Here is a 26,110-nt window from a genome sequence, read left to right as displayed (position 1 = left end):
CGTCGACGTGTCCACCGGCGGTAATTCACCGGCGGCCAAGATTCCGGTGGAGCCGGGATACCAGGTTCCGTTCGCCCGTCGCCTGCAGAACGAGAGCCTGCTACCGGCCGCCGCCGTCGGCCTCATCACCGAACCCGAACAGGCCGAGAAGATCGTCGAAGACGGAAGCGCAGTGGCGGTGCTCCTCGGCCGCGAACTGTTGCGAGATCCCTACTGGGCGCGCCGGGCGGCCCGTGAACTGAACGCCGAGGTAGGACCGCATATCCCGTCGCAGTACGCCCGCGCCTTCTAGCCCGAAAATCGGCTCCCGCGCACAACTTTGATAGCGTAAGCGTCTTACTTGCCGGTAGTCCGGAGCCCTGAGGGTTCCGGACACTGCCGCGGGCCAGAGCCGTGCGACGGGGGTCGCAACGAGCCACAGGGCACGCGGACGCTCGATTTCCCGACCGGCTCATCGGCGAGTGGGCAACGAAAAGATGCGTGCATCAGGTACGTGCCCCGCTCGGTTCGATGATTGCGCTGGGGAGCGCATGTCATGACTACACCAGAGAACTCGATCAGCGCTCTCGAAGTGGCCGAATCACCCGATGTCTGCGTCACCGACAATGCGTCCGTCAAGCGCGCTGTCAAGGCAACGATGCTCGGAAATGCCATGGAGTGGTTCGATTTCGGCGTTTACGCATATCTAGCTACCACTATAGGAAAAGTGTTCTTCCCGGACGCGAGCGGCAGCGCTCAACTCCTCTCTACCTTTGCAATTTTTGCGGCAGCCTTCATCGTCCGCCCACTCGGCGGATTGTTCTTCGGTCCACTCGGTGACCGCATCGGACGCAAGAAAGTCCTGGCCACCACCATCATTCTGATGGCCGGCAGCACCTTCGCCATCGGCCTCATCCCGAGCTACGAATCCATCGGTATCGCCGCCCCGATCCTGCTGGTACTCCTACGCCTACTGCAGGGCTTTTCCACCGGCGGCGAATACGGCGGAGCCAGTACGTTCGTCGCCGAATACGCACCGGACAAGCGCCGCGGTTTCTTCGCCAGCTTCCTCGAATTCGGGACTCTGGCAGGATATGTGGCGGCAGCGGGCATCGTGACGATCATCCAGACCGTCGTCAGTGCCGAGGACCTCCTCCAGTGGGGCTGGCGCATCCCCTTCCTCATTGCCGGACCTCTGGGTCTCATCGGCCTGTACCTCCGTCTGCGTTTGGAGGAAACTCCCGCATTCCAGATGATGGAGCAGGCCGAAGAGCGCTCCCTCGCAGATGAATCCACAGGCAAGAAACTACGCGAAACTCTCGTCGACAACTGGCGTCCGCTTGTTCTGTGCATCGTCCTGGTGGCCACGTACAACATCGCTCACTACGGCCTGCTCAGCTACATGCCGACGTATCTGACCAACACGTTGGGTTACGACGAATCCCACGGACTCGTTCTGATGATCATCGTCATGATCGTGATGATGATGGGAATCAGCTACGTCGGAAAGTTCTCGGACCGCGTCGGGCGTAAACCCTTGCTGCTCAGCGGTTTCATCGGATTCTTCGTCCTGTCCCTACCTGCCTACCTTCTGATCGGCGTCGGCAACTACGTGACGGTCTTCCTGGGACTCGCAATTCTCGGCGGTTTGCTCCTGCTGTTCGTCGGAGTGTTCCCGTCCGTGCTTCCCGCACTCTTTCCGACCGGAATCAGGTACGGCGGCTTGGCAATCGGATACAACCTCGCGGTCTCCATCTTCGGCGGGACCACTCCCCTGGTGCTCACCGCCCTCGAAAGTGCAACGGGCAGCAACTTGGTCGCACCGATGTACATGATGATCGCCGCCGTGATCGGCGGTATCGCAGTCCTGATGATCCCCGAGACCGCACGCAAGCCACTCGACGGCTCTCCGCCCTCCGTCGCCACCGACGAGGAAGCACGTCGGATCATCCGCAAGGTTCGTCGAAAGAGAATGAAGGCCGATAACCTCGAGGTATGAGCACGCCTCGAATCGTCGTCGTCGGCAGTATCAACATGGATCTGACCACGTCAGTGTCCAGATTCCCCGCTCCGGGAGAAACGCTGCTCGGCACTGCCTTTGCCACCGCGGCGGGAGGCAAAGGCAGCAACCAGGCCATCGCCGCCGCGAAGGCCGGTGGGGACGTGTCGTTCGTCGGCGCGGTCGGCGACGACGGTTTCGGCACCCAATTGCGCGAGACCCTGCAAGACGCCGGGGTCGACACCGCGTTGCTTCGTAATGTCGACGGCCCGAGCGGCGTTGCCGCCATCACCGTGAGCGAGGACGCGGAGAACAACATCATCGTCGTCCCGGGCGCCAATTCCTCGGTCACCTCGTTGTCCGAAGCAGACCTCGACGCGATCGCACACGCCGACGTTCTCCTGTGCCAACTCGAAATACCCCTCGACACGGTCACCGCAGCGGCCCGGCACGCGCGTGCCAACGGAACAACTGTCATCCTCAATCCTTCGCCGGTACAAGACCTTCCGGGCGCCCTGATCGAGTCTGTCGACATCCTGATCGTCAACCAGACCGAGTCGGAGCAGTTGGCCGCGGTCACCGGTCGCGTCCGATACCTCGTCACGACGCTCGGGGCCGGCGGCGCGGATCTCCGGTCGGGCGAGGAGACAATCCACGCCGACTCCCCGGCCGTGACACCCGTGGATACAACTGGCGCAGGCGATGCTTTCACCGGCGCCTTCGCCGTGGAGTGGGTGCAGGGCCAGGACCGCGCCCTGCAGTTCGCTGCCACGGCGGGAAGTATGGCGACGACGGTCCGCGGCGCGTCGGTGTCGTCACCCACTCGCGCTGCGATCGAAAAAGTCCTGAACCGACAGCTTGACTCTGACACCGTGTGAGGTCGTAAACCTGTAGGTATCGGGTTTGTGAGAGAGAAACGGGGCGAGCAAGGATGTTGAGCATCGGAGACTTCGCGAGAGCAGGTCGTGTGTCGGTGCGCATGCTCCGCCACTACGACGCCATCGGTCTGCTCAGACCCGCGAGGGTCGACGCATCCACCGGGTATCGCTCGTACACCGCGGGCCAGTTGGCGCTGCTCAACCGCATCGTCGCTCTCAAGGAGTTGGGCCTGACTCTGGCCCAGGTCCAGCAAGTGGTGGAGTCAGCGGTCACCGTCGACGAGATCCGCGGGATGCTCACGCTTCGCCGAGCAGAACTCGAAACCCGAATCCAGGAAGACACCGCGCGACTGGCGCATGTACAGGCGCGCCTACGGATCATCGAAAGTGAGGGACAGATGTCCGCATACGAGGTTGTGATCAAGTCAGTTCCGGCGCTGCGGGTCGCGGAGTTGACCGGTACCGCCAAGACGATGGATCCGTCGTCGATCGGCCCGGTGGTTCGCGGGTTGTACGAGCGCCTTTGTACCGGTTTGGATCGTGCCGGTATCGCCGCGATCGGACCCGCTGTCGCTTACTACGAGGATGCCGGTGACGACGAGAACGTCGTCGTCCATGCGGCGCTACCGGTAGACGCGAATCCCGATGGCGACTACGAGTTCGCTGTGGTGGACCTGCGGGCCGAAGAGCACGTGGCCTCGCTGCTGCACAAGGGTTCGATGGACAACTGCCTGCCCGCTTATCAGGCGTTGGCCCAATGGATCGACGCAGCGGGATACCGCAATGCCGGCCCCAGCCGTGAGGTGACGCTGGCGTGCCCGGAGGATGTCGACGGCTGGGTCACCGAACTGCAGGAACCTGTTGCCAAGGCCTGAAGCCCGCACGTGTCGGCAGGGTCGTGCACCATGGGGTCCATGACCACCGCCACTGCCCCAGCCATGCGCGACGAAGCCGAGCGGCTGCTCCGCGAACTCGCGGGGCCGGATGCCCGCCTACGCGAGGACCAGTGGACGGCCATCGAGGCGCTGGTGGTGCAGCGCAAACGCGCGCTCGTCGTACAGCGGACCGGCTGGGGCAAATCTGCGGTCTACTTCATCTCGGCGAAGCTGCTCCGGGCAACGGGCCACGGCCCCACCGTCATCGTCTCTCCGTTGTTGGCCCTGATGCGAAACCAGGTCAGTTCTGCCGAACGTGCCGGAGTGCGCGCCGCAACCATCAATTCGGGCAACGTCACCGAATGGGACGACATCCATGCCCGCGTCGCAGCCAATGATCTCGACGTCCTTCTGGTCAGCCCCGAGCGCCTGAACAACCCTGACTTCCGCGATCAGGTGCTCCCGGCCCTGGCAGCTGATGCCGGCCTGGTCGTAGTCGACGAGGCTCACTGCGTTTCCGACTGGGGCCACGACTTCCGTCCCGACTACCGCCGCATCAGGACCTTGATCGCCGAACTCGGCGAGGGCATTCCCGTCCTCGCAACCACGGCGACGGCCAACAACCGCGTCGTCGAGGACGTGTCCGCCCAACTCGGCGTCGGCGGTGAGGAAACCCTCGTCCTTCGCGGCGGGCTCGAACGCGAGTCGCTTCACCTCTCTGTAGTCCACATTCCGGAGGCGACGGCGCGCGCTGCCTGGCTTGCCGACATGCTCGAGACGCTGCCGGGTTCGGGCATCATCTACACGCTGACGGTTTCGGCCGCGCGCGACCTCGCAAGCCTGCTCTCCGAGCGCGGCCATACCGTCGCCGCCTACACGGGCCAGACCGATCCCACTGAACGTGAATCTCTCGAGCAGGACTTGTTGGGTAATCGCGTCAAGGCTCTGGTGGCCACCTCGGCACTCGGGATGGGGTTCGACAAGCCTGATCTCGGGTTCGTCGTCCACCTCGGCGCACCGTCGTCGCCGATCTCGTACTACCAGCAGGTGGGCCGCGCCGGTCGTTCCACCGACAGGGCAGACGTGATCCTCCTGCCGGGGGCCGAGGACAAGCAGATCTGGAGTTACTTCGCCTCGGTCGCCTTCCCCCGCGAGCACCTGGTCCGCAGCGTCATCGAACACCTCGACACCGAAAAGGCCACGTCGACACCGGCACTCGAACCTCTGGTGGAGCTCAATCGCACGCGTCTCGAGATGGTCCTCAAAGTCCTCGACGTCGACGGCGCGGTCAAACGCGTCAAGGGCGGGTGGATCAGCACCGGCGAACCCTGGGTGTACGACGCCGAGCGCTACGGCCGACTCGACGACGCTCGCCAGGCCGAGCAGGCCGCAATGGTCGAGTACCAGAGCATCACGACGTGTCGAATGACCTTCCTGCGTGAACAACTCGACGATCCTGGTCTGACCTCGGAGAACTCACAGTGCGGTCGCTGTGACAACTGCACAGGCAATCGCTACGACACCACTGTCGACACCGCCGCCCTCGACGAGACTCGGGCGCGCTTGCAGCGCCCCGGATTCGACCTGGAGCCGCGCAAGATGTGGCCGACCGGCCTGAGCAAGCTGGGCGTCAAGCTGTCCGGGAAGATCACCGAGGGGCCCGAAACCGGGCGCATTCTCGGACGGATGTCGGACCTGGGCTGGGGTCAACGTCTCCGCGCGCTTTTCGACGGTCCCGACGCCGAGGTACCCGATGCGGTGGTCAGCGCGTGTATCAGCGTTCTGGCCGCCTGGAATTGGGCCGAGCGACCCACCGGTGTCATGGCCCTCGAATCCACAACGCATCCTTTGTTGGTGTCGAGCCTGGCTGCCAAGTTGGCCGAGGTCGGGCGATTGACCGACCTGGGCACTCTTCGCTTGCGCCCCGACCACCCTCCGGTGTCGGCAGCAAACTCCGCCTACCGCGTGTCCGGACTGGTCGATGTTTGGGAAGTCCCGGACATGAGCATCCACCAGGGACCGATACTTCTTGTCGACGCAATCGCCGATACCGGTTGGACTTTCACGATGGCCGCGCGCGCACTTCGACAGGCTGGTGCTCACTCTGTACTTCCGTTGGCGCTCGCAAGCCCGAAATAGCGAGTTTTTGCCCGAAATAGTCGCTCCGACAACGGCAAAAGTTACATAATGTGAGCACCATCACATTCATGTCCTCACCTGGGGCGCAACGGGTTCCACACGGCCCGAAACGGACATCTGCATGACTTCGACAGCAATGATTGTTACGTTCAGATGACCGATGAAGCCTGTTGATACGAGAGCTATCCCGACCACCGCGCCGGACGCGGTGTTGTTCAGAAGCCCACAGATCGATGACGGAGTCCGGCTCTGGGAGATCGCACGTGATTCGAAGGTGCTCGACCTCAATTCGAGTTATGCATACCTGTTGTGGTGCAGGGATTTCAGCGCGACGTCCATCGTCGCGGAGGTAGACGGCCGCGTAGTCGGATTCGTTTCCGGTTATATCCGTCCCAGCGCGCAGGAAACCCTGTTCGTGTGGCAAGTTGCGGTCGACGAAGACCAGCGCGGCAAGGCAATTGCTGCCCGCATGCTGTCCGACTTGATGGATCGCACTGCCCCACTGGGTGTTACACATCTGGAGACCACGATCAGCCCCGACAACGAGGCTTCGATCGCACTCTTCACCGCGCTCGCACGTCGGCGCGAAGTACCGATAACCAGGCAGACCTTGTTCTCGCCCAACGATTTTCCCGATGGACACGAAGCCGAAGATCTTTACACGATCGGCGCCTAGCGCACTTCGCGCTCGGCATACAGCATGCCCCGGAGGAACAAAGAAGATATGAATATCAACGAAGCAAGCATTTTCGAAACCCTCGAGTCCGAGGTTCGCAGCTACTGCCGTGACTGGCCCGCAGTGTTCACCAGCGCATCCGGATCCTGGATTCGTGACGAGAACGGACGCGACTACCTCGATTTCTTCGCCGGCGCCGGCGCACTCAACTACGGTCACAACAACCCGGTGCTCAAGTCCGCACTGGTCGACTACATCATGAACGACGGCATCACGCACGGCCTCGACATGTCGACAGTCGCCAAACGCGAATTCCTCGAGACCTTTCAGCGCAACATCCTCGAACCGCGCGGCCTGGACTACAAGGTCCAGTTCCCCGGCCCGACCGGATCGAACACCGTCGAGGCTGCACTGAAGCTGGCCCGCAAGGTCACCGGACGTTCGGCAGTCATCAACTTCACCAACGCATTTCACGGAATGACACTTGGTGCACTCTCCGTGACCGGCAACTCGATGAAGCGCGCGGGCGCCGGTGTCCCCCTCGTGCACACGACACCGATGCCCTTCGACAACTACTTCGACGGCGTCACCGAGGACTTCCAGTGGTTCTCCCGCGTTCTCGATGATTCCGGCAGTGGAATCAACCGCCCCGCGGCAGTGATCGTCGAAACCGTGCAGGGTGAAGGTGGCGTCAATGTCGCTCGCCCCGAATGGCTTCGGGCGCTGGCAACACTGTGCTCGGATCGCGGAATCCTGTTGATCGTCGACGACGTCCAGATGGGTTGCGGCCGTACCGGCCCGTTCTTCTCCTTCGAAGAGGCCGGAATCGTTCCCGACATCGTCACGTTGTCCAAGTCGATCAGCGGCTACGGAATGCCGATGGCGCTCACGCTGTTCAAGCGTGAACTCGACGTCTGGGGACCGGGCGAGCACAACGGCACATTCCGCGGCAACAACCCGGCATTCGTCACCTCCAAGGTGGCACTCGACCACTACTGGTCCGACGACGCACTCACCAAGACGACGCTGAAGAAGGGCGCACGCATCAGCGAATGCTTCGCCAACCTCTCCGATCAGTTCCCCGGCGAGGTCTCGCACCGCGGGCGTGGCTTGGTTCAGGGCCTCGTCTTCGAACAGCCCGAGCGCGCCGGCAAGGTCTGCCAGTTGGCATTCGACGAGGGATTGCTCGCCGAGACCTCCGGACCCTCCGACCAGGTTGTGAAACTGCTTCCCGCACTGACGATTACCGACGACGAGCTCGAGCACGGCCTCTCCATCCTGGCCGAGGCGACACTCAAGGTCTGCAGCTAGAGGAAGGACTCTCCCATGATCGTTCGCACCACCACCGAGATCACCGACACCGACCGCGACATCACGAGTGAGGACGGCAACTGGCGCAGCAAGCGCATCGTCCTCGGCGGCGACCGCGTCGGGTTCTCGTTCCACGAGACCACCATCAAGGCGGGTTCGGTCAACGAGTTTCATTACGCCAACCACGTCGAGGCTGTCTGGCTCGTCGAGGGCACCGGCAAGCTGATCGACCTCGCCAACAACAAGGAATACGATCTCGCACCGGGGTCGATGTACCTGCTCAACGGCCACGAGCGTCACCGCGTCGAGCCGGACACGCAGATGCGCATGCTGTGCGTGTTCAATCCGCCGGTCACCGGGCGTGAGGTGCACGACGAGAACGGTGTCTACCCACTGGTGGAGGTCCCCGCGTAGCGTCTAGTCATGGCGACTGACACCTCTCCACGCGTAGCGATCGGCCCCGTCCCCGATGCACTGCTCGACAGCGCGGTGCTTCGGGGCGGTGGTCTGATCAGTCCGATCGACACTGCGGACGCCCTGATCTGGGCGGGCTCACCCGAGACCTTTCCGTCGGAGTTACCGGCGTCGGTCAGGTGGGTGCAGCTTCCGTCGGCGGGAATCGAGGATTGGTTCGACTCCGGTGTGATTCCGAAGGACACAGAAATCACGTGGACCTCGGCGGCCGGTGCGTTTTCGGCGTCGGTGGCCGAGCATGCACTCATGCTTCTCTTGGCCGGAGTTCGCCACTTGCCTGCACACATCGAGGCTCGAACGTGGCGTCAGTTCGAGTTCTTTCCCAAGATCGGCACCCTTCGTGGCTCGACGGTTGCGATCATCGGCGCAGGCGGTATCGGCCGCGCGCTGATTCCGATGCTGGCCGCGCAGGGGGCGGACAGCATCGCAGTCAATCGTTCCGGTAGCCCGGTCCCCGGGGCGATCTCGACGTACCCCGCATCCAGGATGGATGAAATCTATTCTCGCGCAGATCACTTCGTGATTGCTGCGCCCGCCACCCCGGCCACCCGTCACCTCGTGGGCCGTGCGCAGTTGGCGGCGATGCAACCCCATTCCTGGGTGATCAATGTCGCGCGCGGATCACTGGTCGACACCGACGCACTGGTCGAGGCCATCGAGTCGGAACAGATCGGCGGCGCCGGTCTCGACGTCACCGATCCCGAACCCCTCCCGGACGGTCACCCACTGTGGGATCTGACGAATGTGATCATCACACCCCACGATTCCAATCCGCCAGGCGTTCGCCCCGCCGCGTTCGCGGATCACGTCTCCAAGAACGTGACCCGCTTCGCGAAGGGTGAGGCGCTGGCTGCCCTCGTGGACCCAGTAGCCGGATACTGAGCACGCCGCCGAAGCTCGAATGCTCGGACGACGGTTGCCACAAATTACTGTGACGACTGCGTCTCCGGAAAGAAAAGCGCCCGCGCCCGGCGAGCGACCTCTTCGGCAGGTACATCCTCGACCTTCGTGCATACTGCCCACCTGTGGCCGAACGGATCGAGAAACACTCCATGCCGGTCGCCCGAAAATGTATCGGCCACAGCCGTGACCAGCGTGCCTCCCTCGGCGACTGCCCGAGCGACAAACTCGTCCGTGTCCTCGGTGTAGACGACGATCGACGAATGCACCCAGCCGTCCTGCGGTGATTTGAGACCGAAGTCCGGCATCTCCTGCGAAAGCTGCAGCATCGAATCGCCGATCCGGATCTCCGCATGCATGAGGGAGCCGTCAGGTGCATTCATCGCATCGACTATCTCAGCTCCAAGTGCTCGTTTGTAGTAGTCGAGTGCGGCATGGCCGTCCGGCACCGCAAGGTAGGGAGTGATCGTGCGGTAACCAGCGGGGATTGGGTTCACTGTGTTCATGTGTACGAGTATTGGCGATCGCACACGTGTTCTATTGAAGATTTCGGACTTCCTCCGCGCCTCCGTCTCGCACACGCGCCTATCCTGGAACGGTGCCTACCGACAACAGCCGCCTCGACGCCCTTCCCGAGCTCCTGGCCGGCCGTCGCCTGGCAGTTCTGACGGGCGCCGGCATCTCCACCGACTCCGGAATCCCGGACTACCGCGGACCTGATTCACCCCCGCGCAATCCGATGACGTTCCAGCAGTTCATCGGCGATCCGGCGTTTCGGCGGCACTACTGGGCGCGCAACCACATCGGCTGGCGATACATGGACAGCTCCCGCCCCAACCAGGGCCACCGGGCCGTCGCGGCGCTGGAACGAACAGGGCGAGCCGTCGGCGTGATCACCCAGAACGTCGACCTCCTGCACACCAAGGCCGGCGCGCGAAACGTCATCGACCTCCACGGCACCTACGCGCAGGTTCGATGCCTGAGCTGCCAGCGGCTGATCTCCCGCACCACTCTCGCGGAGAGACTGGAAGAAGCCAATCCTGGATTCGCCGAAACAGTCGCTGCTGCAACAGGAGTCGAAATCGCACCCGACGCAGATGCCGTGATCGAATCCACCGCACACTTTCGCGTCGTGGATTGCGCCGTGTGCGGTGGCTTACTCAAACCGGACATCGTCTACTTCGGCGAATCCGTCCCCAAGGAACGCGTCGCCCGTGCGTACAGCCTCGTCGACCAATCCGACGCACTGTTGGTAGCCGGGTCGTCGTTGACCGTGATGTCCGGCCTGCGTTTCGTCCGGCATGCCGCCAAGACCGGGAAGCCGATCGCCATCGTCAATCGAGGCACGACTCGCGGCGACGAATTCGCCGACCTCAAGCTCGAAGTCGGTTGCGCTGAAGCACTTTCCGCCCTCGTCGAGCACGAAAGCTACAGCGCCACCAAGTCGTCCGCGTGAACCACAGGACGCTGCATGTCGGCCGGTAGATCGGTGGTGGAGCGCCCCAGGATCTCCTCGATCTCCGCAGCGTCGAACGCAACGACACCCCGGGCGACGGGCTTCTCCCCCGGCCCCATCAGGGACACGACGTCGCCGGCGTGGAAGTCACCGGATACACCGACGATGCCAGCGGACAGCAGGCTTCGACGCTTGGACACGACCGCGCGGACGGCGCCTTCGTCGAGGTGGAGGTCACCCGATGTGTCAGCGGCGTGACGAACCCAGAATCGGCGGGCCGACAATCGCGTCGGCCGGGGCGCAAATGCCGTTCCGACATCGGCACCACTGAGTGCCTGCGCAGCGTCCGATGCTGCCGCGAGCAGAACCGGCACGCCGGAATCAGCGGCCAGGCGTGCTGCTGAGAGCTTCGACGCCATGCCTCCGGTACCGAGGGCGCCACCCGAACCGGCAACCACACCGTCGAGATCCTCGGGACTGTTCACCTCGGGAATCAGTGTGGCATCGCCCTTTCGGGGATCCCCGTCGTACAGTCCGTCCACATCCGACAACAGGATCAACGCGTCGGCGCCGACCAGATGAGCAACCAGTGCAGCCAGCCGATCGTTGTCACCGAATCGAAGTTCGGTGGTGGCAACGGTGTCGTTCTCGTTCACGATCGCCACCGCGTGCAATGCCCGTAGACGATCGAGTGTCCGTTGGGCGTTGCGGTGCTGCGTCCGTCGAGCGATGTCGTCAGCCGTGAGTAGAACCTGCCCGACGGTACGCCCGTAACGGGCGAACGACGTACCCCAGGCGTGAGCCAGAGCCAACTGACCGACGCTGGCCGCAGCCTGCTTGGTCGCGAGATCCCGAGGCCGCTTGGTCAGTCCCAGCGGCGCCAGTCCGGCGCCGACGGCACCGGACGAGACGACGACGACATCGGAACCCGCACGCATGCGAGCCTCGATGGCATCGGCCAACAGATCGAGTCGGTGAGTATCGAGTCCCGCCACCAGACTGGTGAGCGCAGACGACCCGATCTTCACGACGATACTGTGAGCCGACGCTATCGACTCCCTGGTGGACCCGAGCACAGTCCCGTTCCCTCTCTTCGGTTTTCGTCCTGAAATCGCGTGGGTCAGACGTCTTCGTCGAGCAAGCCGCGGCGGACACGACGCGCGTGCTTGCGCTCGTCGGCGCCGATGCGCTCCACCTGATCGAGACGCGGGTCGGTTCCACGGCCCGTGCGGGTCAGATCGATACCGGCCGGCGTCATCGGCTCCCACTCGAAGCTGACGTCACCGATGGTGACGGAAGCTCCTGGCTGAGCGCCCTTCTTGACCAATGCGTCCTCGACGCCCAATCGAGCAAGACGGTCGGCGAGGTAACCAACGGCCTCGTCGTTGTCGAAGGCGGTCTGACGAATCCACCGCTCCGGGCGGGTGCCTCGGACGACGAACCCACCGGGAATATCGGGATCCTTCTCGATGGTGAAGCTGGAATCCTTGACCTTGACCGGGCGAATGACCTGGCGCTTCGGCTCGGGCTTCGGATGAGCTTCGCGGTAGTCGCGGACCATCTTCGCCAGCGCGAATGTCAACGGTCGCAATCCTTCTCGGCTCACCGCTGAGATGGTAAAGACCGGCCATCCGCGAGCTTCGATCTCAGGCGTGACCATTTCGGCCAATTCGGCGGCCTCGGGAACGTCGGTCTTGTTGAGGATGACGACGCGCGGGCGCTTGTCGAGGTCACCGAGTCCCGAGTCGCCGGAGAGCGCGGGCGTGTACGCGGCCAGCTCTGCTTCCAGGGCGTCGATGTCGGATATCGGGTCACGTCCCGGATCGAGGGTGGCGCAGTCGATCACGTGCGCCAATACGGCGCAGCGTTCGATGTGGCGCAGGAAGTCCAGGCCCAAACCGCGGCCTTCGCTTGCACCGGGGATCAGCCCGGGCACGTCGGCGACGGTGAAGGTGGTGTCACCGCTCGAGACGACGCCGAGGTTGGGGACCAGAGTGGTGAAGGGGTAGTCGGCGATCTTCGGCTTGGCCGCAGAGAGAACGGACACCAGCGAAGACTTACCGGCAGAGGGGAATCCGAGCAGACCGACGTCGGCTACCGACTTGAGTTCGAGAACCAGGTCACGCTCGACACCGTCCTCACCGAGGAGTGCGAAACCGGGAGCCTTGCGGGCTTTCGACGCCAGCGCTGCGTTGCCGAGTCCGCCGCGGCCGCCCTGAGCGGCGTCGAAGCGCGAACCGACTCCCACGAGGTCGGCAAGCACGTTGCCGTCGGTATCGAGAACCACAGTTCCATCCGGAACCTTGAGGATGAGGTCTTCACCGTTTGCACCCTCGCGGTTGCTGCCGGCGCCCTGCTTGCCGTTGGTCGCCTTCGCGTTGGGATGGAAGTGAAAGTCGAGGAGGGTGTGGATGTTCTCGTCGACCACAAGGATGACGTCGCCACCGCGACCTCCGTTGGCACCGTCCGGACCGCCGAGCGGTTTGAACTTCTCGCGGTGTACGGAGGCGCAACCATTGCCGCCTTTTCCAGCGCTGACGTGCAGCACAACACGGTCAATGAATCGGGACATGACTGCCGGATCCTTCCTCAGTCAATTGCGGGTCTCACGCGATGAGCTGAACTTCTGGTGAGCAGGGTTGCTCGGGGCAAAACGGGTACTGCTTAAACAAACGATAGGGGCGGACCGGGTTATTTCAACCCTGGTCCGCCCCTATCGGGAGCTTGGAACGCGTCACTCTCTTACCGAAAGCAGAACCGGCTTACCGAAGTAGAACCGATGACGCACAACTAGCGAGAAAGACTAGACCTCAGCCGCAACGACGGCCGGAACGATGTTCACGGTCTTGCGTCCACGCTTCTGGCCGAACTCGACTGCACCGGCAGCGAGAGCGAACAGGGTGTCGTCGCCGCCACGGCCGACGTTGACGCCGGGGTGGAAGTGCGTGCCGCGCTGGCGAACCAGGATTTCGCCTGCGCTGACCGACTGGCCGCCGAAGCGCTTCACGCCGAGGCGCTGGGCGTTTGAATCGCGACCGTTACGGGAGCTGGATGCACCCTTCTTATGTGCCATGCTATTGACCCTCCTCGGGTGAAATTAGCTAGAAAGAACTGGTTACTTGATGCCCGTGACCTTGAGCACCGTGATCGGCTGCCTGTGGCCCTGACGCTTGTGGTAACCGGTCTTGTTCTTGAACTTGTGGATGCGGATCTTCGGGCCCTTGGTGTGCTCGACGATCTCACTGGTGACTGCGACCTTGGCCAGCTTGGCCGCGTCGGTGGTCAGGTCGGATCCGTCGACCACGAGAACGGGAGCAAGCGAGACAGCAGTGCCGGGCTCACCCTCGATCTTCTCGACCTTGACGAGGTCACCAACAGCGACCTTGTACTGCTTTCCGCCGGTCTTGACGATCGCGTACGTTGCCATCGGAGGGCTACCCCTTGCTTCTTCGAACTTGCTCGCGCTGCTGCCTGAGGCTTCAAATGCATCGCGACTGGTCTGGTTTATGTCACCTCGGCTCGGCACTGACGTACCGGGACATTCACGCGCACTCTAGGCACACGGAATCTCTACCGCCGGGTGGCGACCCTCCAAGGTTACGGGAAAGCAACCGTCAGGGTCAAACCGCCCCGCCGAGGGGTGGTGCTTACTACTCTGTACTGCTTCTACCAGCTGAAACTTCGGATAACGGTTGGATGTCCTCGCTCATCGCGAAGTCATCCAACCGACCGAAAGCCGGTAGTTCTTACTCTCCGTCTACCGGAGGCCCTGCGGGACGTGCTGCTGCACGCCTGCGACGGGGTCGCTTGACGACGACAACTTCTTCCTCAGCCGGAGCTTCGGTGGCCGGAGCCGGAACGTTTTCCACGACCGCTTCTGTCACGGGTTCCGGAGTCGGAATCACGAAGACCGTGCCCACCTCGGGAGCTGCCTCGGCAACCGGTGCCGACGCTGCCCGCGACGCCCGGCGACTACGCCGACGACCTCGCGGAGCTGCTTCGGTCGAAGGTGCTGCCGACTCGTTGTCCACTGCGGATACTTCTTCCGCAGCAGAGTCCACAACAGAAACGTCATGGCGCTCAGAAGCAGCAGGAGTATCGATCGGCCGATCCTGTTGCCGATCGGCACTTTTGGATGCATCGTCCCCCGAAGACGTACCGGCGGAATCAGACTCGATCGAGTCGGCCGCGACGGTCTCGTCGTCGTCGTGGTGATGCGAGGCCATCGCCAATGCCACCGGATGAGCCCGCTTGACGGTCGCGTCGACAGCCGGAACCTCCGGCGCCGGAGCTTCCTGTCCGTTGGACTCGGTCGAAGCCGACTTGTCTCCGCGGCCACGCTTGTTCTTGCGCGAGGTACCGGAATCACTGCGCTGCGAGCCCGAACGCGATCCTCCGTCGTCCGAGGACTTCACCTCGACGGGCTCGGAATGGACGATGATGCCGCGGCCGTGGCAGTGCTCACAGGTGGTCGAGAAGGCCTCGACCAATCCGGTGCCCAACTTCTTGCGCGTCATCTGCACGAGCCCGAGTGACGTGACCTCCGACACCTGATGGCGCGTGCGATCGCGACCCAGGCATTCGGTGAGCCGACGCAGGACCAGGTCCCGGTTCGATTCGAGAACCATGTCGATGAAGTCGACGACGATCATTCCACCGATGTCCCGCAGGCGCATCTGGCGAACGATCTCCTCGGCCGCTTCGAGGTTGTTACGGGTGACGGTCTCTTCGAGGTTTCCGCCGGCTCCGGTGAACTTTCCGGTGTTGACGTCGACGACGGTCATGGCCTCGGTGCGGTCGATCACCAGGGTGCCGCCGGACGGCAGCCACACCTTGCGATCGAGTGCCTTGGCCAACTGCTCGTCGATACGGCGAGCCGCGAAGACGTCGATACCGTTGTTCGGCGTGTACTTCTCGAGCCGCGGAAGCAGGTCGGGCGCAACGGAGTTGATGTAGTTCTCGACCGTCGTGTGCGCCTTCTCGCCCTCGATGACCAGCTTGGAGAAGTCCTCGTTGAACAGATCACGAATGACCTTGACCAGCATGTCAGGCTCTTCGTACAGCGCCTGCGGGTTGCCGGACTTACCGGTGTCCGCAGCCGCAGCCTGCTCCTCGATGCCGGCCCACTGAGCCTGCAGACGAGTCACGTCGCGCGCCAACTCTTCTTCGCTGACGCCCTCGGACGCCGTGCGAATGATCACGCCGGCGTCGGCGGGAACGATGTCGCGCAAGATTTCCTTGAGACGCTTGCGCTCGGTGTCCGGAAGCTTGCGGCTGATACCCGTGGACGTACCACCGGGCACGTAGACGAGGAAACGACCGGCAAGCGAAATCTGTGTGGTCAGTCGAGCACCCTTGTGACCGACCGGATCCTTGCTGACCTGAACGAGCACCTGATCGCCCGGCTTGAGGGCCTGCTCGATCTTGCGCGAGTTGCCACCGAGACCGGCAGCCTCCCAGTTGACCTCACCGGCGTAGAGAACACCGTTGCGGCCACGTCCGATGTCGATGAACGCAGCTTCCATGCTGGGGAGCACGTTCTGGACACGTCCGAGGTACACGTTGCCGACCATCGACGCGGACGCCGAGTTGGTGACGAAGTGCTCGACCAGCACTCCGTCTTCGAGGACTGCTACCTGTGTAGTCGCATGCGGCTGACCGCTGTCTGCCCGATCGCGCACGACCATGACGCGATCGACGGCCTCACGACGCGCGAGGAACTCCGACTCGGTCAGGATCGGTGGGCGACGTCGGCCGGCGTCACGACCGTCGCGGCGACGCTGACGCTTCGCTTCCAGACGTGTCGAACCACTGATGCCCTGGACCTCGTCCTTGACGCGGGTCTTGTTGCGAGGTTCGCGCTCGTGAACGACGGTGTTCGGCGGATCGTCCTCGGACGTCGCAGTCGCGTCGGTGGCGCCGTCGGTGCCGGTCTTGCGACGACGACGACGGCGGCGACGGCGGCTCGATCCGTCGGCATCGAGATCGGAATCGTCGGCATTCTCGGAATCCGCATCAGCGGTGGACTCGGACTTCTCACCGGATTCTTCGCCGGCAGCGTCGTCGGTTTGCTTCTCGACTGCCGCAGGGGCAGATTCCTGCTCCGATTCGGTAGCGGTGTCCGACTCTTCGTCCGAACCCTGCTCGCCACCCTGTTCACCGCGACCACGTCCACGTCCACGGCGTCCACGACGACGGCGACGCGGCTGATCGTCGTCCTCGTCCTCGGACTCGGCGCTCTCGCCCTCGGTTTGCGGTGCGGTCACAGCCGGCTCTTCGACGGCAGGAACTGCAACCGGCGCTGCCTCGGGAACGACGGTCTCGGCTTCCGCGGTTGTCTGCTTCTCTTCGACGACCGCCGGTGCAGCAGGCTCGCGGCGTGCGCGACGGCGACGCGGAGCTACCTCGGCGGCTTCGAGATCCGGCTGCAGGAACAGCGGGACCTGCGGCGCGGCGGGAGCCACCTCGGGCTGATGGGTCTGCGGCGCCTCGAAGGAAGTGAACAGATCGGACTGCTCGGCTTCCTTGCTCTGCAGCGCAGCAGCGGCGTCGAGTCCAGCGCTGATCTCGGCGACAGCCGGATCCACTGTTTCTTCTGCTGCAGGTTCTTCGACGACGACCTTTTTGCGAGTGCGACGAGCCCTGACAGGCTTCTCGGCCGGAGCCTCTGCAACAGGAGCAGCCTCCACGGGAGCTTCTGCAGCAGGCTCCTCGGCAACCGGCGCCTCGACAACCGGGTCGATGAGGGTGTCGAGCTCGGCGACGACGGGCTCGATGGCCTCGGCCGCGGAAGTCAACGAGGCATGAATCCGCTGAGCGACGTCACGGTGGAGACTCGACTGCGCGCTGCGCAATTCGGTACCGAGCGCTGCGGCTTCGGCAAGGACCTGCTTGCTGGTGACGCCGAGCACCTTCGCCAGCGCGTGTACGCGCATCTTGTCGGGAAATTCCGGGGTGGTGCTGGAATCTGATTCGGTTGGGGATTGATCGGCCACGTAAGTCTCCTCAGCCCCCGGGCGCGTCCAACCCAGAAGTCGAGTTGTCACGCGGCCACGCGGGAGCGTGCTGTGTGTACTCGCACTCAGAAGTGAGTACGAGATTGTAAGGTCTCGCTCCGCATGGTCCGCAATGCCCGTTATTCACTGCGAGCACATGAAGTGCCTGGCTGGATGGCCGTTGTCCTGTGCGCGAGCGCCTGATCATCCAGCGTGCAGAGGTCCAGGGATTTCCTGTTGACCTGGAGCAGCGATGAAAGGGCATCGAACCTAGGTGTCATCCGGTTGAACGTGCGTAAAACAAATTGCGGTTCAACTGAAAGCAGTATCCCACACCAACGCGCCTGCAACTGCAAAGGGCGCACCGATGTGGGATACGTGCCGAGAATTCGCTGTGGAGATGTGGGCCGAAGGCCCGTTCATGTGGGCCAGAGGCCCGATCGGAGATTCAGATGGACGACAGCGCGGGGAACCACAGAGCGATTTCACGCTCTGCCGACTCCACGGAGTCGCTGCCGTGAACGAGGTTCTGCTGCGCTTCGAGTCCGAAGTCGCCGCGGATCGTACCCGGAAGAGCCTTGTCGACCGGGTCGGTTCCGCCGGCCAACTGACGGAAAGCAGCGATGGCGCGGGGGCCTTCGAGCACTGCGGCCACCAGCGGACCGGAGGTGATGAACTCCAACAAGCTCGGGTAGAACGGACGCTCGGCGTGTTCTGCGTAGTGGCTACCAGCCACCTCTTCGGAAGCTACGCGGAGGTCGAGTGCTGCAATTGTCAGGCCTTTGCGCTCGATACGGCTGAGGATTTCTCCTACGTATCCACGGGCAACGGCGTCGGGCTTGATCAGTACGAGGGTGCGCTCAGTCACAGCGGACAGCCTAAATGGTCAGTCCCGCTGACCGGGAAGCAGGCCCTTGTCCATCCGGCGCTTGATGTCTCTCTGCAGGTAGACGAGGTATCCCCAGACGATCCCGAAGGTGATCGCGACACCGGCGATCGACGGGTGGACGAAGAAACCGAACAGAAGGATCACCTGCAGCGCGACGTTGAACCCCATCGCCCACGGCTTGCCCTGGATGCCCGCACCCAGAATCATCAGTACCGCCAACCCGATTATGAATCCCGCGGAGGCCGCGGTGAGGCCTCCGCCGACGACCGCGACAACCGGCAAAGCCAGCAGCACGACGATCGCCTCGAGGATCAGGGTTCCGGCCATCACTCCGCGGAAGCTTTTCCACGGGTCCTTGGTCGGCGGCCCGAACTCGCCGGCAGTGTCTCCGGGCTCGTGGTCTCCGGACTCGGGATTGGCATCTGACGGGGTACTCACGCGGGGTCCTTTCCGAACAGCGTGCGGGCGGCGCCTGCGGTCACGACGGATCCCGTCACCACCACACCCGCCCCTGATACGGCCTCACCGGGTTCGGCGACCTGCTCGGCGATTTCGATCGCGACTTCCAACGCGTCGGCAAGCACCGGCGCAACGACGACGCGCTCGTCGCCGAACTTCGCGACGGCGATGTTCGCCAGTTCTTCGACGTCCATCGCCCGGGGTGACCCGTTGTGGGTGACGACGATCTCGTCGAAGACGGATTCGAATGCAGTCAAGATGGCGTCGACGTCCTTGTCCGCCATGACGCTGACCACTCCCACGAGCTTGCGGAAGTCGAACTCGGCGGCCAGTGCGGCCGCGAGAGCGCGGGCACCGTCAGGATTGTGGGCGGCGTCGAGAAATACGGTCGGCGCACTCCGAACACGTTCGAGGCGACCAGGATTGACGATCGAGGCGAACCCGTTGCGGATTGCGTCCTGATCCAGTTGTCGATCCGGACCGGCACCGAAGAACGCTTCGACAGCCGCGAGCGCGAGAGCGGCGTTGCGCGCCTGATGCTCACCGTGAAGGGGGAGGAAGATGTCGGTGTACACACCGCTCAAGCCTTGAAGTTCGAGCTGCTGTCCGCCTACCGCGATCTGGCGAGCAAGCACCTTGAACTCCGAGCCTTCACGAGCGACCGCGGCCTCCACCTCGACAGCACGCCGCAGCAATACCTCCATGACTTCGGGAGTCTGCTCGGCGATGATCGCGACGGTGTCCACCGGAACCAGGTCCTCGCGGCCCTTCTTGATGATCCCGGCCTTCTCCTCCGCGATCCCGGCCAGGTCGGTGCCCAGGTACTCGGCGTGATCGAGGCTGATCGGGGTGATCACCGCAACCTGTCCGTCGATCACATTGGTGGCGTCCCAGCGTCCGCCGAGGCCGACCTCGACCACGGCGACGTCGACCGGCGCCTCCGCGAAGGCCGCATAGGCCATGGCGGTGAGCACTTCGAACTTGCTCATCGCCGGTCCCCCGGCTTCCTCCGACTGTGCGTCGATCATCTGCACGTACGGCTCGATCTCGCGGAACGTGTCCACGTAGAGCCGCGGCGAGATCGGATGATCGTCGATGCTGATCCGCTCGGTCGCGATCTGCAGATGAGGGCTGGTGGTTCGCCCGGTGCGACGATGCAGAGCCGTCATCAACGAATCGATCATGCGCGTCACCGACGTCTTACCGTTGGTTCCCGTGACGTGCACCGACGGATAGTTGTGCTGGGGCGAGCCCAGGACATCCATGAGCGCCTCGATACGAGTCAGTGACGGCTCGATCTTGGTCTCGGGCCAACGCTTGTCGAGTTCTGCTTCCACCAGCGCCAGTTCGGCGATGTCGACCGGAGTCGGAACCGAACTCTGAGCGTCGAATTGGGACGGCTCGTACGAACTCACTTGTCGGCCAACTCCTTCAGACGTCCCGTGATGCGCTCGATCTCTTCGACGGCGATCTGGCGACGTGTCTTGATCTTGTCGACGACGGCATCGGGCGCCTTCGCCAGGAAGGCCTCGTTCGCCAGCTTGTTGTCAGCGGTGACGAGTTCCTTCTGCGCTGCCGCGAGGTCCTTTTCGAGCCGCTTCTTCTCGGCGCCGAGGTCGATGGTGCCCGAGGTGTCGATGTCGACAGTGACGGTGCTCTGGCTCAGGCGCACCTCGACGGAGATCGACGCGGTGAATCCCTCTTCGGGTTCGGTCAGCTTGGCCAGCGCCGCCACGTAGGCGAACTGGCCGTCCATGCCGGCCTCCGAGAGCCCGGACGCACGAGCCGGGACCTTCTGGGAAGGCTTGAGTCCCTGATCGTTTCGGAATCGTCGCACCTCGGTGATCAGCTTCTGCGTGTCTTCGATCCTGGTTGCGGCCTGGGCGTCGACTGCCTCACCGGACAACGTGGGCCATTCGGCGACGACGACGGACTCGCCGCCGGTGAGCACCTTCCACAGGGTTTCGGTCACGAACGGAATGACCGGGTGCAGGAGGCGGAGCAGTGCATCGAGAACGTTGCCGAGCACGGCGCGGGTGTTCGCGGCGACGGCCTCGTCGGCGGCGAACTGCACCTTGGCGAGTTCGAGGTACCAGTCACAGACCTCGTCCCACGCGAAGTGGAACAGGCCTTCGCACGCCTTGCTGAACTCGTAGCGATCGAATGCGGCGTCCGCCTCGGCCTGGACCGTGTCGAGACGGTCGAGGATCCAACGATCGGCGTCGGTCAGTTCGCTTCGAGCGGGCAGCGGCGCGGGAGCAGCGCCGTTCATCAGAGCGAACTTGGTCGCGTTGAACAACTTGGTCGCGAAGTTGCGCGAGGACTGCGCCGAATCCTCACCGACGGACAGGTCGCTGCCCGGGTTGGCGCCGCGTGCAAGTGTGAATCGCAGGGCGTCGGCGCCGAAACGATCGACCCAGTCGAGTGGGTCGATACCGTTGCCGCGAGACTTCGACATCTTCTTGCCGTACTGATCGCGGACCAGTCCGTGCAGGAACACGTCCTTGAACGGCATCTGCGCGCCGGACTTACCCGGACCGGCGGTGATCGACTCGTCCTCGGACACGTAGGTGCCGAACATCATCATGCGGGCGACCCAGAAGAACAGGATGTCGTAGCCGGTGACGAGAACGCTGGTGGGATAGAACTTTTCGAGTTCGGGCGTATTGTCCGGCCAGCCCATCGTCGAGAAGGGCCACAGTCCGGAGGAGAACCAGGTATCGAGGACGTCGGGATCCTGGACCCAGCCTTCCGGCGCCGTTTCGTCAGGACCGAAGCACGCAACTTCACCCTCGGGGCCGTACCAGACCGGAATGCGGTGACCCCACCAGAGCTGACGGGAAATGCACCAGTCATGCATGTTGTCGACCCAGTCGAACCAGCGTGGCTCCTGGCTCGCCGGGTGAATGACGGTGTCCCCGTTGCGAACCGCGTCACCCGCAGCCTTGGCGAGCGTCTCGACCTTGACCCACCACTGCAACGAGAGACGAGGCTCGATGGCCTCGCCACTGCGCTCGGAGTGCCCGACGCTGTGCAGGTACGGGCGCTTCTCGGCGACGACGCGTCCCTGCTCGGCGAGAGCTTCGCGAACCTTGACGCGAGCCTCGAAGCGGTCCATTCCGTCGAATTCGGTTCCGGTGTCGGCAATCTTGCCGGTCTTGTCCATGATGGTGGGCATCGGCAGGTTGTGCCGCAGGCCCATCTCGAAGTCGTTGGGATCGTGAGCCGGCGTGATCTTCACAGCGCCGGTTCCGAACTCGGGGTCGACGTAGTCGTCGGCGATGATCGGGATCTGACGCCCGGTGAACGGATGGTCGAGAGTGGTGCCGATGAGGTGCTTGTAGCGCTCGTCCTCGGGATGGACCGCCACTGCGGTGTCACCGAGCATCGTCTCGACGCGAGTGGTCGCGACGATGACGTGCGGCTCGTTGTCGTCGAGCGAGCCGTAGCGCAGGGAAACCAGCTCACCCTCGACGTCCTCGAACTTCACCTCGATGTCGGAGATCGCGGTCTGCAGCACCGGCGACCAGTTCACGAGACGCTCGGCGCGGTAGATCAGGCCCTCGTCGAACATGCGCTTGAAGACGGTCTGGACGGCGCGGGAGAGGCCCTCGTCCATCGTGAAACGATCACGACTCCAGTCGACGCCGTCACCGATGCGCCGCATCTGGCCACCGATGGTTCCACCGGATTCGCGCTTCCAGTCCCAGACCTTGTCGATGAACAGCTCGCGGCCGAAATCTTCCTTGGTCTTTCCGTCGGCAGCGAGTTGCTTCTCGACGACGGACTGCGTGGCGATGCCGGCGTGGTCCATGCCTGGCAGCCACAGCACCTCGTAGCCCTGCATCCGCTTGCGACGGCTGAGCACGTCCATGAGGGTGTGATCCAGGGCATGGCCCATGTGCAGGCTGCCGGTGACGTTGGGGGGCGGCAGCACGATGGAATAGCCGGGCTTGTCGCTGGTCGCGTCGGCCTGGAAGTACCCGGCGTCTACCCAGCCTTGATACAGATCGGCCTCTACCGCGCTGGGGTCCCAGCTCTTGGGTAGGGCGTCGGCGGGGGTCTGGGGGTTCTCTGGAGCTGCACTGGTCACCACTTGATCCTAATGACTCCCCCGTCGTGAACGAATTCGCCCGTCGGCCGCGGCAGCGCACACGAACGACTGCCCCGCAGTCCGGGGTCAGCCGAACAAACGATATTCACCGATCCGCTCCGCTGACAGGATCGCTCTGAAGGACGACCGACCAACTACCCGTGGAGCAAATATGTTGAACAACTGGAGTTCTCGCCGTTCCGGCGTTCGAACCTTGGCGGCGGCCGCGACGATCGGAGCGGCGGTTGCCCTCGTGCTTCCGGCGACTGCGTCCGCTGCCCCCGGCATCGAAGAAAGTGTGCAAGGAAGCATCGACAGTGGCAGCGCCACGATCAACGGAAGCGTCGGCGATATCGGGAACGACATCGCAAACGGCATCGCCAGCGGCAGCGTGGGTGACATCGTCGGCGGGATCGCCACTGGGAACCTCAACGACGTCCTCGGCGGCCTGAACGCCGGCTCGACCAGCGCGACGGACATCGTCAACGGCCTGGCCAGTGGCAACGTCAGGGACATTCTCAGTGGCCTGGCCAGCGGCAGCGGCGGCGGCGGATCGTTTGCGCCCACGCAGCGCTGCGACGCCTCGACCGTCTCGGGCGGCGCAGGAATCACCAGCACCAAGCACGAACTCGGCCGCGGTGGCCCGACCTCGTTCGTGCTCGGCTACGAGACCGAAAACGTCCCGGACCTGATCGAGGTGTACTACGAAGGACGGTTGATCCACAGCACCGGATACATCGGCGACAACATCAACGAGGGAACTGGTTCAGCTGTCGTCAACGTGCCCGCCGGTGGGGCGTCGTCCGTTCTGGTTCGCGTCACGGGCCCTGACCACACCGAGTGGTCGTACACCGTTCGTTGCCCCGGCGCCTGATTCCGGTCCGGATCCACGCGAAGACGCTCGTGCCTCGTTCGGTGTTTCATCCGAACGAGGCACGCGCGGGTTCAGCCCAGAATCTCCGGTAGCGCGACATCTTCGCCGAGAACGTGCTCGGAGAGGAACGCGGTGACCACCTCGTACCAGATCTTGGTGTGCTGCGGCTTGAGCACCCAATGATTCTCGTCGGGGAAGTAGAGGAAGCGATGGTCCGTTTTCCCGTCGTCGTCGGCGGGCAGACCTGACTCGGCAAGCAGTTCGTACCAGAGTCGCAAGCCCTCACCGATCGGAACCCGGTAGTCCTTGTCGCCGTGGATGACCAGCATCGGAGTCGTGATGTCCGCGACGTACAGATGCGGCGAATTCTCGACGGCCATCTCAGGCGACATCTCGCGCTGCCAGTACCAGGCAGCGTCCGTCGTCGGGCCGAATTGATCGAGTGCCCACAGACTCGCGTGGGTGACGATGGCGTCGAAACGGTTGGTATGTCCGGCAATCCAGTTGGCCATGTAACCGCCGAACGAACCACCCATCGCGCCTGTTCGCTTGGGGTCGATCTCGGGCTGGGCGACAGCAGCATCGGTGATCGCCATCAGATCGGTGAAGGGCGCCTTGCCCCACTGACCCCACCCCCGCTGGACGAAGTCCTGGCCGTATCCGGTCGAGAGCGCGGGATCTGGTAGCAGTACTGCATAGCCCTTGGCGACGAGCAGCCACGGATTCCACCGCCAGGACCAGGTGTTCCACGAACCGAGTGGGCCGCCGTGGACCCAGAGAAGCAATGGCACCGGTGCATGCGGCGCGGCGCCCGTCGGCAGCGCCAACCAGCTACGCACCGTCGAACCGTCCTCGGCACGCGCGGTGATCTCGGTCAGTGTTCCCGGCAGCTCCGGCAAAGTGTCGGGCCCACGAAGTGCGGTGATCTCACCTGATCGCAGATCGACCCGCACCACGTGTGGGGGCGCTTCGTACGAGGCTCGCAACGCGTAGATCGACTCACCGTCCGGCGCCACTCGAACGTCGGTGTACGCCGCGTCGTCGGCTGTCAGGCGCACTGGTTGGCCCCACAGGTCGATCGTGAAGATCGGACCGCGGCCGCCGTCGTCAGCGGTGACCACCAGCCCGGATCCGTCGGGTAGCCAGGCCAGGGAGGTGGGCCAGCGATCCCAGCCGTCGGCGACGCCGGTCACGGCACCGGATCCGAAGTCGTAGAGCTGCAGAGTCATTCGCGGCGCGGACTCCGGCGTGGTGAGAGTCTCCCGGATGAACGCGAGCTTGGTTCCGTCCGGCGAGAGCACCGGGTTGTAGACGTCCGCGTCCGCCTCGTCGACGAGGGTGGTTCGGTCGCCGGTCACCGTGTCGATCCGAACCAACGTCGATCGGCGGGCGGCACTCGGATCGCCGACAGTCCACGTGGTCACGACGAAGAGACCGTCGTCGGAGATCGTGGTCGACGTCTCTCGCAGCGCCGCGCCTGCAGTTGGCGTGATGTCCCGCAACTCGACGGATTCCTTCGAATCCGTCTCGGCCACAACCAGATGCGGATGATCGGGGCCCAGGTCGTGGTCCCAGTGGCGCACCGGATAACCGGTGTGCAGCATCGCCGTGACTTTCTTGTCCTTGCGCGCCGATCGCACCTGATCGTCCTGGTCGAGGCTGATCGCCGAAGCCATGACCGACGTCTGGGCCACGAACGTCGGCGCCGCCTTCGCCGCTGATACCGACGAGACACCACCGGGACGCGAGATCAGCAGCTGAGCTTCTCCGCCCGCCGCTGGTAGGCGCCAGAGTGCTGGTTGCGGATCACTCTCGCCCGGCACGGCTCGCGTGGCAGTGAAGAGCACGTCGCCGTCGAACGCGAAGGCAGCACCGGACTCGCTGGTCGAACCCCAGGTCAACCGACGCGCAGGACGCCGGCCTTCCGGGTCGATCTCCCACAACGAGGACACGTATTCGGCGCTCTTGTCGTCGAGAACGGCGCGCGCGCAGATCAGCAGCGAGCCGTCAGGTGACAACACCAGGCCGGACAACCTGGCCAGAGCGATGTAGTCGTCGAGTTCGTCGAACGGTGTGCCTGCGTGGAGCTCGGGAATCTGGGTCACCACTAGTT

The 26,110-nt window shown here is 63.7% G+C and carries 22 protein-coding genes; 11 read left to right on the top strand and 11 right to left on the bottom strand.

Annotation, left to right across the window (positions count from 1 at the left end; translation table 11 throughout):
• From ACYP01_RS17740 to ACYP01_RS17700, 9 genes are all read left to right on the top strand, one after another.
• Nucleotides 1-292: oxidoreductase (locus ACYP01_RS17740; RefSeq protein ID WP_459681524.1), on the top strand; the 292-nt coding region annotated here is incomplete at its 5' end.
• A 243-nt stretch (nucleotides 293-535) separates the two neighbouring features.
• On the top strand, nucleotides 536-1,978 hold the full coding sequence (locus ACYP01_RS17735) for an MFS transporter (protein WP_003944479.1): 1,443 nt from the start codon (nucleotides 536-538) through the stop codon (nucleotides 1,976-1,978).
• Nucleotides 1,975-2,856 carry a ribokinase gene (locus ACYP01_RS17730; protein ID WP_459681522.1) on the top strand — a complete coding sequence of 294 codons (882 nt, stop codon included), beginning with the start codon at nucleotides 1,975-1,977 and terminating at the stop codon, nucleotides 2,854-2,856. The genes ACYP01_RS17735 and ACYP01_RS17730 overlap by 4 nt, the downstream gene beginning before the upstream one ends.
• A gap of 53 nt (nucleotides 2,857-2,909) precedes the next feature.
• Complete coding sequence (locus tag ACYP01_RS17725; RefSeq protein WP_007731010.1) at nucleotides 2,910-3,731, top strand: MerR family transcriptional regulator; 822 nt, start codon at nucleotides 2,910-2,912, stop codon at nucleotides 3,729-3,731.
• Between the two features lie 39 nt (nucleotides 3,732-3,770).
• Nucleotides 3,771-5,870: a RecQ family ATP-dependent DNA helicase gene (locus ACYP01_RS17720; protein WP_030536630.1), complete on the top strand. Its 2,100-nt coding sequence runs from the start codon at nucleotides 3,771-3,773 to the stop codon at nucleotides 5,868-5,870.
• A gap of 160 nt (nucleotides 5,871-6,030) precedes the next feature.
• Nucleotides 6,031-6,546 (top strand): diaminobutyrate acetyltransferase, encoded by a 516-nt coding sequence (gene ectA / locus ACYP01_RS17715; protein WP_459681519.1) that lies wholly within the window; start codon nucleotides 6,031-6,033, stop codon nucleotides 6,544-6,546.
• Nucleotides 6,547-6,594: 48 nt separating this feature from the next.
• Nucleotides 6,595-7,857, top strand: a complete 1,263-nt coding sequence (ectB, locus tag ACYP01_RS17710) for a diaminobutyrate--2-oxoglutarate transaminase (protein ID WP_003944528.1) — start codon at nucleotides 6,595-6,597, stop codon at nucleotides 7,855-7,857.
• A 15-nt stretch (nucleotides 7,858-7,872) separates the two neighbouring features.
• Nucleotides 7,873-8,271 (top strand): ectoine synthase, encoded by a 399-nt coding sequence (locus tag ACYP01_RS17705; protein ID WP_459681516.1) that lies wholly within the window; start codon nucleotides 7,873-7,875, stop codon nucleotides 8,269-8,271.
• A 9-nt stretch (nucleotides 8,272-8,280) separates the two neighbouring features.
• Nucleotides 8,281-9,213, top strand: a complete 933-nt coding sequence (locus ACYP01_RS17700; RefSeq protein WP_459681514.1) for a D-isomer specific 2-hydroxyacid dehydrogenase family protein — start codon at nucleotides 8,281-8,283, stop codon at nucleotides 9,211-9,213.
• 44 nt (nucleotides 9,214-9,257) lie between these two features.
• Here ACYP01_RS17700 and ACYP01_RS17695 read toward each other — a convergent pair whose 3' ends face one another.
• On the bottom strand, nucleotides 9,258-9,737 hold the full coding sequence (locus ACYP01_RS17695) for a VOC family protein (RefSeq protein WP_042923819.1): 480 nt from the start codon (nucleotides 9,735-9,737) through the stop codon (nucleotides 9,258-9,260).
• 92 nt (nucleotides 9,738-9,829) lie between these two features.
• Between ACYP01_RS17695 and ACYP01_RS17690 the strand changes: the two genes are divergently transcribed.
• Complete coding sequence (locus tag ACYP01_RS17690; protein ID WP_042450219.1) at nucleotides 9,830-10,687, top strand: NAD-dependent protein deacetylase; 858 nt, start codon at nucleotides 9,830-9,832, stop codon at nucleotides 10,685-10,687.
• Here the strand turns inward: ACYP01_RS17690 and proB are convergent.
• The 9 genes from proB to ACYP01_RS17645 form a co-directional block, all read right to left on the bottom strand.
• A complete protein-coding gene (gene proB / locus ACYP01_RS17685; RefSeq protein ID WP_003944552.1) occupies nucleotides 10,660-11,763 on the bottom strand; it encodes a glutamate 5-kinase in 1,104 nt (367 codons plus the stop codon). The genes ACYP01_RS17690 and proB overlap by 28 nt on opposite strands.
• Nucleotides 11,764-11,807: 44 nt before the next feature.
• A complete protein-coding gene (obgE, locus tag ACYP01_RS17680) occupies nucleotides 11,808-13,259 on the bottom strand; it encodes a GTPase ObgE (RefSeq protein ID WP_276116697.1) in 1,452 nt (483 codons plus the stop codon).
• A gap of 231 nt (nucleotides 13,260-13,490) precedes the next feature.
• The gene (gene rpmA, locus ACYP01_RS17675; RefSeq protein ID WP_003944532.1) at nucleotides 13,491-13,760 is read right to left on the bottom strand and encodes a 50S ribosomal protein L27; all 270 of its coding nucleotides are present in this window, start codon (nucleotides 13,758-13,760) and stop codon (nucleotides 13,491-13,493) included.
• A gap of 42 nt (nucleotides 13,761-13,802) precedes the next feature.
• Complete coding sequence (gene rplU / locus ACYP01_RS17670) at nucleotides 13,803-14,114, bottom strand: 50S ribosomal protein L21 (protein WP_003944533.1); 312 nt, start codon at nucleotides 14,112-14,114, stop codon at nucleotides 13,803-13,805.
• Nucleotides 14,115-14,433: 319 nt separating this feature from the next.
• Nucleotides 14,434-17,682 carry a translation initiation factor IF-2 N-terminal domain-containing protein gene (locus tag ACYP01_RS17665; protein WP_459681509.1) on the bottom strand — a complete coding sequence of 1,083 codons (3,249 nt, stop codon included), beginning with the start codon at nucleotides 17,680-17,682 and terminating at the stop codon, nucleotides 14,434-14,436.
• Nucleotides 17,683-18,130: 448 nt separating this feature from the next.
• A complete protein-coding gene (ndk, locus tag ACYP01_RS17660; protein ID WP_003944527.1) occupies nucleotides 18,131-18,550 on the bottom strand; it encodes a nucleoside-diphosphate kinase in 420 nt (139 codons plus the stop codon).
• An 18-nt stretch (nucleotides 18,551-18,568) separates the two neighbouring features.
• Nucleotides 18,569-19,009, bottom strand: coding sequence for a DUF4233 domain-containing protein (locus ACYP01_RS17655; RefSeq protein ID WP_003944448.1), 441 nt, complete (start codon nucleotides 19,007-19,009; stop codon nucleotides 18,569-18,571).
• Nucleotides 19,006-20,445 carry a bifunctional tetrahydrofolate synthase/dihydrofolate synthase gene (gene folC / locus ACYP01_RS17650; RefSeq protein WP_459681506.1) on the bottom strand — a complete coding sequence of 480 codons (1,440 nt, stop codon included), beginning with the start codon at nucleotides 20,443-20,445 and terminating at the stop codon, nucleotides 19,006-19,008. The genes ACYP01_RS17655 and folC overlap by 4 nt, the downstream gene beginning before the upstream one ends.
• On the bottom strand, nucleotides 20,442-23,123 hold the full coding sequence (locus tag ACYP01_RS17645) for a valine--tRNA ligase (protein WP_037131571.1): 2,682 nt from the start codon (nucleotides 23,121-23,123) through the stop codon (nucleotides 20,442-20,444). The genes folC and ACYP01_RS17645 overlap by 4 nt, the downstream gene beginning before the upstream one ends.
• 172 nt (nucleotides 23,124-23,295) lie before the next feature.
• On the opposite strand from ACYP01_RS17645, the gene ACYP01_RS17640 reads away from it, so the two are divergent.
• Nucleotides 23,296-23,997: a hypothetical protein gene (locus tag ACYP01_RS17640; protein WP_459681503.1), complete on the top strand. Its 702-nt coding sequence runs from the start codon at nucleotides 23,296-23,298 to the stop codon at nucleotides 23,995-23,997.
• Nucleotides 23,998-24,068: 71 nt separating this feature from the next.
• Here ACYP01_RS17640 and ACYP01_RS17635 read toward each other — a convergent pair whose 3' ends face one another.
• Nucleotides 24,069-26,102, bottom strand: a complete 2,034-nt coding sequence (locus tag ACYP01_RS17635) for a S9 family peptidase (RefSeq protein WP_204855920.1) — start codon at nucleotides 26,100-26,102, stop codon at nucleotides 24,069-24,071.
• Nucleotides 26,103-26,110 lie beyond the last annotated feature (8 nt).

Source organism: Rhodococcus sp. no. 34, assembly GCF_054589475.1.
This window is presented reverse-complemented; position numbering and strand designations above follow the sequence as displayed.